The sequence below is a fragment of the Amycolatopsis sp. WAC 04169 genome (assembly GCF_003947535.1).
GTDB lineage: Bacteria > Actinomycetota > Actinomycetes > Mycobacteriales > Pseudonocardiaceae > Amycolatopsis > Amycolatopsis keratiniphila.
The window spans coordinates 142,109-154,461 of record NZ_QHJI01000012.1 but is presented as its reverse complement, the minus strand read 5'-3'; the positions used below and the strand labels follow the sequence as shown (position 1 = coordinate 154,461).

Genomic DNA, 12,353 nt, shown 5'->3' with positions numbered 1-12,353 from the left:
AACCTCCTAAGTGGAACTTCCTCCACTTAGTTAACTGGAGAAAGTTCCACTTGTCCACCGACTAAGCTCACGGGGTGCTTCCCATCGCAGGGTCCGGGCCGGTAGAGCGGGCGGACGCGGCTCGCAACCGGCAGAAGATCGTCCGCGCGGCGGCCAAGCTCGTTGCGGCCAAAGGGATCGACGGGCTCGCGTTGGACGAGGTCGCGGCGGAGGCGGGTGTCGGGATCGGGACGGTGTATCGGCGGTTCCCGGACAAGGGGGCGTTGGCGCAGGCGTTGCTCGACGAGAACGAGCGCGAGTTCCAGGAGGCGTTCATCAGCGGGCCGCCGCCGCTCGGGCCCGGGGCACCCGCGCCCCAAAGGCTGAAGGCGTTCCTCGAAAAGTACGTCGACCGGCTTGAGACGCATGGCGAGCTGCTCATGGTCGCGGAGACGGAGACGCCGATGGCGCGGTTCGTGACGGGCGCGTACCGGCTGCACCACAGTCACCTGGTCGCGCTGATCAGCGAGATCGATCCGAAGACCGACGCGCACTTCAGGGCCGATGCGATCCTCGCGCCGCTGGCGGCGGCCCAGTACGTCTACCAGCGGCGAAGCATGACGCCGGAACAGATCAAAGCGGGACTAAGAGATCTCTACCGGACCGACGCGTAAGACGCCGTCGTCCAGCGGCACGCACCGCTTCCCACCGCGGCCCCGCAAAGCGCGAAAGGTCCCGACCGGGTAGACGACGTCCATCCAGGCGCACGGGTTCGCGGGCCGGTGGACCTCGAAGCGCACAGGGCCGTCACCGGAGTCCAAAGTCACGACCGAGCCCCGCGGCAAAGCGTCCACATCGAAGCCCGAGAGCACGATGTTCCGCCGGGCCAGCAGCGGATCACCAGGGACAGCGGAAGAGAAGAGCGTGACCGCGGCGGAACGGTGCGCGGGGTGGTTGAAGTACCGGTCCCCCACCAGCCCCAGTCCCGCGCGCACCTCGACATGGTCGCGCGAGACCGGAGCGGGATCGGGGCGAGGGCCGTCAGAGGGACGGCCCTCGTAAGCGTGCACGGAAGAGACGTGCAGTGCGACGATCAGCGCTCGCCGAGCTGCCATTCCGGCCGCACGTAGTGGCAGGTGTAGCCGTTCGGGATGCGCTCCAGGTAGTCCTGGTGCTCCGGCTCGGCTTCCCAGAAGTCACCGGCCTGGGTCACCTCGGTGACCACCTTGCCCGGCCACTTGCCGGAGGCATCGACGTCCGCGATCGTCTGCTCGGCGACCTGCTTCTGCTTGTCGTCGGTGTAGAAGATCGCCGACCGGTAGCTGGTGCCGATGTCGTTGCCCTGGCGGTTGCGGGTCGTCGGGTCGTGGATCTGGAAGAAGAACTCCAGGATCTGCCGATACGTCAGCTGCGCCGGGTCGAAGACGATCTCGATGCCTTCGGCGTGGGAGCCGTGGTTGCGGTAGGTCGCGTTCGGCACGTCGCCGCCGGTGTAGCCGACCCTGGTGGAAACGACCCCGGGGTGCCGGCGGAACAGGTCCTGCATGCCCCAGAAGCAGCCGCCCGCGAGAACAGCCTTTTCCGTCACTGTAGATCTCCTTCGGTCGTTGACACCCAGTACAACGTGTCGCACCGCCCCTGTCATCCCCGTCCAAGTGTGACGGAACGCTTACGTCCACCGTGCGTCTCACGCTAGGTGAAAGCCCTCCTCGCGGTCCTCGCCCTCCTCCTCGCCGGCTGTGCGACGGCCCCGCCGAGCCCGACGCCCGAGGACGCCTTCCGGTTCGGCGGGATCTCGATGCCGGCCAGCGGCAAGGTGCTGGAGACGCAGTACGACCGGGGCATCGACTCGCGCTACGTCGTCGTCCTCACCCTGCCGGCGGAGGACGTGCCCAAGCTGCTCGAAGCGTCGAACTTCGCGCCCGGGGTCATGAACGACGACCGGGTCGTCGAGGGTCGTCACGTCTTCCGCAAGGTCACTGTCGAGGGGACCACGGTGCGCCTCGAGATGTTCACGACGTGAGCACTCTGCGTGAAAAAGATGGGCCGTTCGGACTCGCTTGGGTGACCCCCTAACGTGTACCTCCACGCACCATCCGCCGGAGGACGCATGGATCCGTTCCGTGTACCGCCCGAGCTGTTCCGTTTCACCGACGGCAGCAGATCAGGGCTCCCCCTGGCGATCCTGCACGCCTTCGGTGAGGCGAACGAGCGGCTCGAGACGGCGCTCGGGATCGACGACGTCCGCACTCGGCTGCGCGAAGTCGGCTGGCTGGAGACGCTCGACGACGATGACCTCGTCAAAACGCTGGACCAGCTCAAGGACCAGGGCCATCTCGAAACCGTTCAGAGCCACGCGGGCGACTACCGGACCGCGTCCGAGTACGAGCGCCGCAATCTCCAGTACGCGCTGACCAGGCAGGGTGAAGCGGCGTACGCGGGTGTGGTCCGTGCGAACGAGGTGCTCAACGCGACGGGCGCGCTTCAGACCGCGACGCTCGAAGCGCTCGGCGAGCGGCTCGGCGAGCTCGCGAAGCAGCTCGAAGACGGCACCGACAGGCGCGTGTTCAGCACGCTCGCCGAAGTCGAGGGCCACCTCGAAGCGTTCCGCGACAACACGAAACGCTTCAACGGCGACCTCCAGCGCCTCCTGCACGCGGAGGCCGACATGGCGACGTTCCACGAGGTCAAGGCGGCGACGGTCGCATATCTGCAGGAGTTCCTCAACGACCTCGAGCATCACACCCACACCATCGCCACCCGCATCAAGGAGATCGACGACCACGGCATCGAGCGCGTGCACCGGCGGGCGCTCAACGGAGCGGCGCTGCCGAAGCCAGACGCGCGTTGGCTCGACGTCCGCAAGGCGCGGTGGGACGGGCTTCGCGCGTGGTTCCTGCCCGAGGACGGGGCGACGCCGCGGGTCGAGGACCTCCACAACCTCGCGCGGCGGGCGATCATCACGCTTCTCCAGGTCCTGGACCGGATCACCGAGTCGCGGCGGCGCGCGAGCAGCGCGGTCGCCGATTTCCGTGAGCTGGCGCGGTGGTTCACCGTCGTCCCGGCGCAGGAGGACCTGCATCGCCTGTGGTCCACGATGTTCGGGCTGAGCTCCGCGCGGCACGCGCATCTCGCCCACGCCGACCCGGAAGTGGTCAGCACGACGGCCTCGTGGCTCGACGCGCCGCCGGTCGAGGTGTCGGAGTTGCTGCGCTCCGCGGGCCGTACCGAACGGTTCACCCGGACCGGACGGGTCCGCGACGTCAGCGCGATCAGAGCCGCGAGAGCCGAAAAAGCCCTGCAGGAACGCGCCGAACTCGAAGCGGCCTGGAACATGCTCGACACCGGCGGCGTCGTGCGGCTTTCGGCGTTCGAGAAGCTGGACCACACCGTTTTCGAGCGGCTGCTGGACCTGCTGGGCCAGGCGCTGGGCAGGCCGCCCGGCGCGGAGGGCACCAGGCGGAGCACGACGTCCGACGGCCAGATCGAGATCGTCCTGCGGCCGCCGAGGAACGGCGCGGTCGCCCGCTTGACCACCACGAGCGGCGTCTTCCGCGGCCCCGATTACGAGATCGAGATCAGCACGGCCGGAGGCGGTGCGTGAGCCTCACGAACCAACTGGTCATCGCGGAACGCGAAGAGGTCGCGCGCGGGATCCGGGCCCTGCTGGCCACCCCGTTGATCGGCGAACGCGGCTCCCCCGAGACCTTCGACCTCATCCGGCGCCGCCGCGAGCCCATCCGGCAGTGGTTCGACTACTACTGCGGCTGGACGCTCACGGTCGAACCGCGGCTCGGCTACACCCGGCTGGTCAAGGTCCGCGCGGCCGCCGACCCCACCCGCCCGGCGCGACGGCTGCGCTCCGGGCGCGCGGCGTTCGACCGCCGCCGCTACGTCCTGCTGTGCGTGGTGGCGGCCGAACTGCTGACCGTGCCGGTGACGACCATCGGGTTGCTCGCCGGCCGCGTCGCGCAGGCGAGCGCGGCCGACGACCTCGTCACCACGTTCGACGTCGCCACCAGGGCGGAGCGGCTGGCGTTCGTGGACGTCCTCAAGCTTCTGGAGTCCTTCGGCGTACTCGAAGCCGCCGACGGTGATCCGGAGTCCTTTGTGGACGATCCGGCGGCGAAGGTGCTGTTCCGGGTCGACGCGACGTTGCTGCTGCGGCTGCTCGCCGCGCCGGTCGGTCCTTCCCAGCTCGCCGTGCCCGCCGACGACGTCGCGCTGCGGTTCGAGGAACTGCTGGAGGCGGTGTCGCACGAGCAGCGCTACGGCCTTTCTTCCGGCCGCCACGAGGACACGCCGAGCGCGTCCGACGTCCAGCGGAACCTGTGGCTGCGGCACACGGTGTTCCGCCGTCTCGTCGACGATCCGGTGCTGTACTTCGCCGAGCTGACCGCGGAGGAACGCGCGTACCTCGGCACGCCGACCGGACGCCAGTTGCTGCGGCGTGCCGCGGAGCAGGGCGGTTTCGTCCTCGAAGAACGCGCGGAGGGGGTGCTGCTCGTCGACGTCGACGGGCTGGCCACCGACGAGCGGTTCCCGGACGACGGCAGCAACGCCAAGGTCGCCGCGCTCCTGCTGCTCGACGCGCTGGACGAGCCGCGGACCGTCGATTACCTGCAGAAGGCCACCGCCAAACTGCTGAAACGCTTCCCGCGCTGGGCCAAGACCTACCGGGGCAAGGACGGCGTGCGACGGCTGACCGTCGACGCGCTCGCCGTGCTGACCGGCTTCGGGCTGGCCCGCACCGAAGCCGAACTCGTCCGGCCGCTCCCGGCCGCCGCGAGGTACACCGACCGCACTGAGGAGGCGCCGTGACCGTGACGAGGTGGATCCCCTCCCGTGCGGGCATCCTCAACATCTGGCGCTACTACGACGAGATCTTCGAGTTCCACGACGGGCGCCTGCTGCTGCGCGGCCCCAACGGGAGCGGGAAGTCGAAGGCGCTGGAGCTGCTGCTGCCGTTCCTGTTCGACGCGAGCCTGCGCGCCAACCGGTTGTCGACCTTCGGCACCAGCGAGCGCAGCATGCACTGGAACCTGATGGGCGAAGGCGCTTCCGGCGCCACGCGCGTCGGGTACGTCTGGCTCGAATTCGGCATGGCGGGCGAGAAGTGGTTCACCTGCGGCGCGCGGCTGCAGGCCAGCACGCACACCAGCACGGTGCACGCCGACTTCTTCACCACCGATCAGCGCGTGGGCGACGGCTTGCCGCTGGTCAACGAGGCCGGTCAGCCGCTCACCAAGGGCGCGCTGGAGGAGGCGCTCGGCGAGCACGGGACGGTGCACGACGGCGCGGCCGAGTACCGCGCCGAGATCCGCGCGAAACTGTTCCCCACCCTGAGCGAACAGCGCTACGACGCGCTGATCACCGCGCTGCTGCAGCTGCGGATGCCCAAACTCTCGCAGCGGCTCGACCCGAGCCTGCTGTCCAATCTGCTCTCCCGCGCGCTTCCGCCGTTGGGGCAGCAGGAGATCGCGGATCTCGCCGAGGGTTTCGAGCGGCTCGACGCGCAACGCGAACGGCTGGGCTCACTGGAGACCGAGGTCGACGCGACCCGCGCGCTCGCCGCCCGGCAGAAGACCTACGCACAGCGTGTGCTGCGCGCGGGCGCCGCGAACCTCATCAACGCCACCGCGGAACTCGACGAACTCGCCGCGGCCGCCCGCCGTTCGGCCGAGGAGCACGACGAGGTCGCCGCGAAGAAGGAGGCCGCCGAGGAACGGGCGGCGAAGCTGGAAAAGGACGTCGAAGAGACCGAAGCACGTCTGTCGGGGCTGACCGAGTCCGAGTCGTACCGCAAGGGCCAGGAGCTCGACAAGCTGCGGCAACGGACCTTGTCCACGCGCGAGAAAGCGGAGGCACTGCGGGCGGACGCGGACCGGCTCCGCGCCGAGGCGGACGCCGACGAGGAGCGCTCGCGGGCGGCGAAGCAGGCCGCGAAACGGCAGGCCGACCTCGTGCGCTCGCTGGAAACCGAGGTCCGCGCCGCCGCGACCCGCGCGAACCTGGCCGGGGTGCACGACGAACTCGTCGCCGGGCTGGACGAACCGGCCCGGCTCCGCCCGTTGCTGCAGGCCGCCGTCCGCGGCAAACGCGACCAGGTCGAGACGATCGGCCGGGCGCTGGACAAACACGAACGCGCCGTCGGGCGGCGCCACCAGGCCGAGGCGGACCTGGACCGCGCGCGAGCGGATTTCTCCGTCGCGCAGGAGCGGGTGGAGCTCACGACGGCGACGCGGGAACTCGCGCTGAGCGATCTGCGCACCCGGCTCGCCGAATGGGCGATCGGCTGCCGTGAGCTGCGGTTCCCCGACGTGGAAGCGGTCGTCCGGGACGCCGAGGCGGAGGTCTCGCTGCTGGGCAGGCTCGGCGCCGTCGCCGAGACCGTGCTCGAAGACATCATCCGGCGGGAGGCGGCGACCGGTGCCGCGCTGGCCACCGCGCGCGCCGAGCACGACGAACTCCTCGTCGAGGCGGGCGTGCTCGAAACCGAGGACGTCCTCGCGCCCGAGCCACCCCGCACCCGCACGACGGACCGGGCCGAGATGAGCGGCGCGCCGTTGTGGCGGCTGGTCGATTTCGCCGGCTCGGTCCCGGAAAGCACCCATGCGGGGATCGAGGCCGCGCTCGAAGGCGCCGGGCTGCTCGACGCCTGGGTGAACTCCCACGGTGTCGTCGACGGGCACGACGTGCTCGCGGAGTCCGGCACGCTGCCGGTGGCCTCCGGTCGTTCGCTCGCCGACGTCCTCGTGCCGGAACCCGACGCGGAGGTTTCGCCTACGAAGATCCGCCGGATCCTGGAAGTGATCGCCTTCGACGACACGCTCCCCGCCGGCCCCGCGGCGATCGGCGCGGACGGCGCCTGGCGGATGGGCGGCCTGTCGGGCAGCTGGACGAAGGACGCCCCGGCGTACATCGGCGGTTCCGCCCGGCTGCGCGCCCGCGAACGCCGCATCGCCGCGCTGCGGGACAAGATCTCCCTCCGTGAGAAGACCATCGCCGAGCTGGAGGGCGAGCTGGCCGCGCTGCGCGGCAGGCGCGAGCTGATCAAGATCGAACGCGCGGCCCGTCCCGGTCACGACGATCTCCTTGCCGCGACCGGGGAACTGACCACGGCCGAGGCGGAGCTGACCGCTGCCGACGCCGCCGTCCGGCATCTGGAGAACACCGTCTCCACGCTGGAAACCGAGGCCAAGACAGCGCTGCACGAGCTGACCGCCCGGGCTTCGGAATCCGGGCTGCCGACCGAACGCGCGCCGCTGGCCGCGCTCGCCACGGCCCTGCGCACGTACTCCGACCAGGGCGAGAACTGGCTGTACGAGCACGGGAACCTGCTCACCGCGACCCAGCGGGCCGAGCTGTGCGCCGAACAGGCGGACCGGTCGGAAGGGAACGCGGCCCGGCGCGAGGAGGAGGCCGCCGACGCGGAGGCCGAACGCACCAAGCTCACCGCGATGCTCGACGCGATCGACGGCACGGTCGGCACCGGCCAGCGCGAGGTGCTCGCCGAAATCGACGGCCTGCGCACGAAACTGCGCGAGCTTTCGGGTGAACTCCGCGCCGCGAACGCCGACGCCAAGGAGCTCGCGGTGTCGCTGGGCGCGCTCGGCGTCCGCCGGACGACCGACGCGCGGGCACGCGAAGAGGCGGCCAAGAAACAGGACGCGGCAGCGCTCCGGTTCCGGAAGCTCGCCACCGGCATCTTCCCCGCGGACGGCGGGATCGAGGATCTGCCGAAGTTCCAGGCCACCCTGTCCGCGTCCGAAAGTGTCCGTGCCGCGCTCGACACCGCCCGGCTGGTGGCCGCGGCGTGGCCGTCCGTGCCGCACGCGCCGAGCAACCTCGGCGAGGCACTGCACCGGCTGTCGGAAGCCGTGCACACCTGCCGGAACACCCTCAGCTCGCGGGCGGAACTCGATCTGGAGACCGACGAGGACGTCCAGATCTTCACCGCCGTCGTCGACGGGCTGCGGGTCGGCGCGGCCGAACTGCTCAAGATCCTTTACGCGGAAGCGGAACAGAGCAGGCACGAGATCACCGACCGCGAGAGCGACCTGTTCGACAAGACCCTCACCGGCGACACCCGCCGTCATCTCGCGGCCCGTATCCGGCAGGCCAACGACCTCGTCGACGGCATGAACGCGCGGCTGGAACGCGTGCGGACCGCGTCGCGGGTCGCCGTCCGGCTGGTCTGGCAGGTCTCCCCGGATCTGCCGCCGGGCACGAAGACCGCGCGGGATCTGCTGCTGAAGGATCCGGATCAGCTGACCGCCGAAGACCGCGTGTCCCTGCACAAGTTCTTCCGTGAGCGCGTCGAGCAGGCGAAGGCGGACGACACGGCGACCAGCTGGGAACAGCAGCTCGCGCAGGTCTTCGACTACACGTCGTGGCACCGGTTCGTGGTCAAGGTGGACCGGGCGAACGGGGCGGGCTGGCAGCTGCTGACCAAGAAGCTGCACGGCGCGCTTTCCGGTGGGGAGAAGGCAATCGCGCTGCATCTGCCGCTGTTCGCCGCCGTCGCCGCGCACTACCAGGCCGCGCCCAAGGCGCCGAGGGTGATCCTGCTCGACGAGGTGTTCGTCGGCGTCGACACCACCAACCGGGGGCAGGTGTTCGGCCTGCTGTCCGCACTCGACCTCGACCTCATGCTGACCTCGGACCACGAATGGTGCACCTACGCCGAACTCGGCGGCGTCGGGATCCATCAGCTCATCACCGGCGGCGACGGCGACGACGCGGTCACCACGGCCAGGTTCACCTGGAACGGCCACGACCTCCAGCCCGCGGGGCATTAGCCTGAGCGGCCCCAAAGCCGGGCGCAGCGGGGCCCTTTCCGTCGTCGTTCCTTGTGCGGCGCGGAAGGGCTCGCTACGTTCCTGCCGGTGGCTGTGCGGATCCAGGTGCTGGGCTCGCTGCGCGTATGGCTGGCCGGGGCGGAAGTCGACCTGGGCCCACCGGGCCGCCGCGCCGTCCTCGGCTTGCTCGTGCTCGCCGGCGGCGAGGCGATGTCCAAGCAGGAACTGGTGGACGCGCTGTGGGGTGACCGGCCGCCGCGCAGCGCGGTGAACGTCCTCCAGACCCACGTCAAACATCTGCGGCGACTGCTGGAACCAGGCCGTCCGTCGCGATCCGGGAGTGAGATCCTGCCGCATGTCGGCGGTGGTTACGCGGTGCGCTGGGAGGCCGTCGACATCGACCTGCCGCACGTCCGCGGGCTCGTCGCCGAGGCGACCGGCGCCCAGCGCGACGGCGAGACCGGCCGCGCCGCGGCGCTGTTCGGCGAGGCCCTGCGCCGGTGGCGTGGCAGGCCGCTGGCCGATGTCCCTTTGCTCGCAACGCATCCGAAGGTCGTGGCCCTGCTCGCGGAACGCCGCGCGCTGCTCGCCCGGTACGGCGACGCGATGCTCGCGATCGGCGCCGCCGACGAGGTGCTGACCGAACTGGTCGAAGCCGCCGCGGATCAGCCGCTGGACGAACCCGCGCAGGCAAGGCTGCTCCGCGCGTACCATCTCGCGGGCCAGCGGGCGTCGGCTTTCCGGCTCTACCAGGAGGTTCGCGAGCGGCTGCTCGAAGAACTGGGCGTCGAACCCGGGCCGGAACTCGTGGCGGCGCACGCCGCGCTGCTCGAAGACGGCGAACCGCTCCCGGGCCCGCCTTCCGCCCCCTGTGTCCCCCGGCAGTTGCCCGCCGAACCACCCGGCTTCACCGGACGGGCGATCGAACTGTCCATTTTGGATGAATTGGTGCCGCGCCCCGGCGGCTCCGGCGGGACGGTGGCACTCGCGGCCGTCACGGGGACCGCGGGCGCCGGGAAGACCGCGCTGGCCGTGCACTGGGCGCATCGGGTGAAGGGCCGGTTCCCGGACGGGCAGTTGTACGCGAACCTGCGCGGCCATTCCGGCGGCGCGCCCGCGACGGCACTCGAAGTGCTCACCCGGTTCCTGGCCGCGCTGGAGGTGCCCGCCGAACGCCTTCCCGCGGACACGGAGACCGCGTCCGCGCTGTACCGGACGCTGATGACCGACCGGAAGGCGTTGGTGGTGCTGGACAACGCCGTCGACGTCGCTCAGGTCCGGCCGCTGCTGCCCGCCGGTCCGGGCTGCCTGGTGCTGGTCACCGCCCGGGACCGGATGGCCGGTCTGGTCGCCTTCCACGGCGCCCGGCGGGTCACCTTGGGCATGCTCGATCCCGGCGAAGCGCTGGAACTGCTCGCGCGGCTGCTCGGCGCCGAGCGGGTCCGGGCCGAACACGAAGCGGCCGCCGAGGTGGCCGGGCTGTGCGCGTATCTGCCGCTGGCGCTGAGGATCGCCGCGGCCAACCTGGCCGACGATCCCGGCAACGGCATCGAGGACTACGCCATCGAGCTGCGCAAGGGGAATCTGCTCGCCGCGCTCACCGTGCCGGGTGACGAGCAGATCGCCGTCCGGACCGCCTTCGACCTTTCGTACGCGGCCTTGCCCGCCGAAACACGCCGTCTGTTCCGGCTGCTGAGCCTGGTGCCGGGCAACGACATCGGCGTCGAAGCGGTCGAGATCCTTACCGGTTCCGATCGGGCCGGTCGGATGCTGGACACCCTCGCGGGCGCGCATCTCGTCGAGCAGCACGCGCCGGGCCGCTATCACTTCCATGACCTGCTTCGCCGTTATGCGGCCGATCGCCTGGAAGCGCGGGAATCCCCGGCGGAACGCGCGTCCGCCCGCCGCCGCCTGCACGAGTGGTACCTGCGTGGCGTCGACGTCGCGGCGAAACTGTTGTACCCGCACATGTTCCGTCTCCCGCTGTCCGTGCCGGACGGCCCGGTTCCCGCCGCGTCGGCGGAGTGGCTGGAAACCGAACTGGGAAGTCTTGCCGCCGTCGCCGAAGACGCGGCGCGGACCGGACCGCTTCCGGTCGCCTGGCTGCTGTCCGACGCCCTGCGTGGCTACTTCTGGATGTCGTCGCGCCAGGTGGAATGGCGGGCGGCCGCCGGGGCCGCGCTGTCCGCCGCCGAGGAGGACGGCGATCTCCGTGCCCGCGCGTCCGCCCGGTTCAGCCTGGCGGACCTGGGTTTCCGGCAGGGACGGTATCGGGAGGCCGTCCGTGGCTACACCGGCGCGCTCGTGCTCGCCCGGCGGGCGGGCTGGGTGGAGGCGCAAGCGGCGGTGCTGGGCAATCTCGGTTGCGTGTACTGGCAATCCGGACGGCTCCCGGCGGCCGCGGCACGGTTCTCGCGGGGGCTGGAGCTGAGCAGACGCGCCGGAACACCCGCCGGGGAGGCCGTCGCGCTGGGCAATCTGGGGCTGGTGCGGTGGGAGATGGGCGATCTGCCCGGAGCCGCCGGAAACTACGTCGAGGCGCTGCGCCGGTATCGCGGCATCGGCTCGCGGTACGGGGAGGCGATCAACCTGGCCAACCTCGGGCAGGCGCAGCACGCCCGCGGCCGGGTCGCCGAGGCCGCCGGGCTGCTCGTCAAGGCGCTCGCGCTGCATCGCGAAGCCGGGAATCGGGCCGGGGAAGCGGAAACGCTCGGCAGGCTCGCCTCGGTGTACTGCGATCTCGGCCGTCGCGCCGACGCGCTCGACCACGCGCGCGAAGGACTACGGCTCGCGCGGGAGACCGGCGAACCGCGCAGTGAAGGCGAAGCTCTCGTCGCACTCGCGAGCGTGCACCACTGCGCGGGACACCGGCAAGAGGCCGTCCGCCGGTACCGGCAAGCACTGGTCCTGTTGCGGGAGACCGGCGACCGGTATCCCGAGGTCGACGCGCTCATCGGGCTCGCCACCGTCTCCGGCGACCTCGGGCAGGCCCGTCATGCGCTCGCGCTCGCCGAGCGAGCGGGGTATCGCGCGTTGCGAAGACGGGCGGCGGCCGTGGTGGAGTCGATCCTCCGGGCCTAGGCCGCGATGTCGCCGCTGGTGTCGTACGCGCCCGCCGGATGGAAGGTCACGACCACCCACGGATTGACGCCGTGTTCCTTGCCCGCGCTGTCCTGGCAGGAGAACTCGCTCATGTCGAACACGCTCCACGCCTTGTCCGGGAGTTGCCTGATCGACTCCTCGACACGGCCGACCCAGCGGCAGGCCGGGCTGTGCACCCGCGGCGTCACCGAGGGCTCCGCCCAAATGATGCTGCCGCCGTCCGCGCACCACGCGAGGTCGAACGTGTAGGTCCACCTCCCCGGATCTTCGAGCACGACCGGCTTGATCACCTTGACGCCGGAACCGCATTCCCGGGCCGCTTCCGCCTCACCGGGTGCGGCCAAGACGAGGCCGGCGCCGAGGACCATCGAGCAGGCAAGGATGTTCATCTCTCCCACTGTTCCGCCGGATTCGCCCGGCCGCAAGCCGCCGGATGCCGGGTCCAACCGACGTCCAATGGCCGTCCAGTGC

Annotated in this window: 9 protein-coding genes; 6 read left to right on the top strand and 3 right to left on the bottom strand. The window is 70.8% G+C overall.

The window, feature by feature from the left end:
• Nucleotides 1-74: 74 nt before the first annotated feature.
• Complete coding sequence (locus DMC61_RS32200; protein ID WP_125693963.1) at nucleotides 75-653, top strand: TetR/AcrR family transcriptional regulator; 579 nt, start codon at nucleotides 75-77, stop codon at nucleotides 651-653.
• Here the strand turns inward: DMC61_RS32200 and DMC61_RS32195 are convergent.
• Together DMC61_RS32195 and msrA are read right to left on the bottom strand one after the other, a co-directional pair.
• Nucleotides 624-1,094 carry a molybdenum cofactor biosysynthesis protein gene (locus DMC61_RS32195; RefSeq protein WP_125693960.1) on the bottom strand — a complete coding sequence of 157 codons (471 nt, stop codon included), beginning with the start codon at nucleotides 1,092-1,094 and terminating at the stop codon, nucleotides 624-626. The two genes, DMC61_RS32200 and DMC61_RS32195, sit on opposite strands and share 30 nt — an antisense overlap.
• Entirely contained in the window at nucleotides 1,073-1,567 is a 495-nt protein-coding gene (msrA, locus tag DMC61_RS32190) for a peptide-methionine (S)-S-oxide reductase MsrA (RefSeq protein WP_063273222.1), read from the bottom strand. Before msrA ends, DMC61_RS32195 begins: the two co-directional genes overlap by 22 nt.
• 108 nt (nucleotides 1,568-1,675) lie before the next feature.
• Here msrA and DMC61_RS32185 point away from each other — a divergent pair, with 108 nt between their 5' ends.
• From DMC61_RS32185 to DMC61_RS32165, 5 genes are all read left to right on the top strand, one after another.
• Nucleotides 1,676-2,002 (top strand): hypothetical protein, encoded by a 327-nt coding sequence (locus DMC61_RS32185; protein ID WP_125693958.1) that lies wholly within the window; start codon nucleotides 1,676-1,678, stop codon nucleotides 2,000-2,002.
• An 87-nt stretch (nucleotides 2,003-2,089) separates the two neighbouring features.
• Nucleotides 2,090-3,583, top strand: a complete 1,494-nt coding sequence (locus DMC61_RS32180; RefSeq protein WP_125693956.1) for a TIGR02677 family protein — start codon at nucleotides 2,090-2,092, stop codon at nucleotides 3,581-3,583.
• Nucleotides 3,580-4,800 carry a TIGR02678 family protein gene (locus tag DMC61_RS32175; RefSeq protein ID WP_125693953.1) on the top strand — a complete coding sequence of 407 codons (1,221 nt, stop codon included), beginning with the start codon at nucleotides 3,580-3,582 and terminating at the stop codon, nucleotides 4,798-4,800. The genes DMC61_RS32180 and DMC61_RS32175 overlap by 4 nt, the downstream gene beginning before the upstream one ends.
• A complete protein-coding gene (locus DMC61_RS32170; protein WP_125693951.1) occupies nucleotides 4,797-8,780 on the top strand; it encodes a TIGR02680 family protein in 3,984 nt (1,327 codons plus the stop codon). Before DMC61_RS32175 ends, DMC61_RS32170 begins: the two co-directional genes overlap by 4 nt.
• Before the next feature lie 87 nt (nucleotides 8,781-8,867).
• Complete coding sequence (locus DMC61_RS32165) at nucleotides 8,868-11,861, top strand: BTAD domain-containing putative transcriptional regulator (protein WP_233595031.1); 2,994 nt, start codon at nucleotides 8,868-8,870, stop codon at nucleotides 11,859-11,861.
• Here the strand turns inward: DMC61_RS32165 and DMC61_RS32160 are convergent.
• Complete coding sequence (locus DMC61_RS32160; RefSeq protein WP_125693949.1) at nucleotides 11,858-12,271, bottom strand: hypothetical protein; 414 nt, start codon at nucleotides 12,269-12,271, stop codon at nucleotides 11,858-11,860. The two genes, DMC61_RS32165 and DMC61_RS32160, sit on opposite strands and share 4 nt — an antisense overlap.
• Nucleotides 12,272-12,353: the final 82 nt, after the last annotated feature.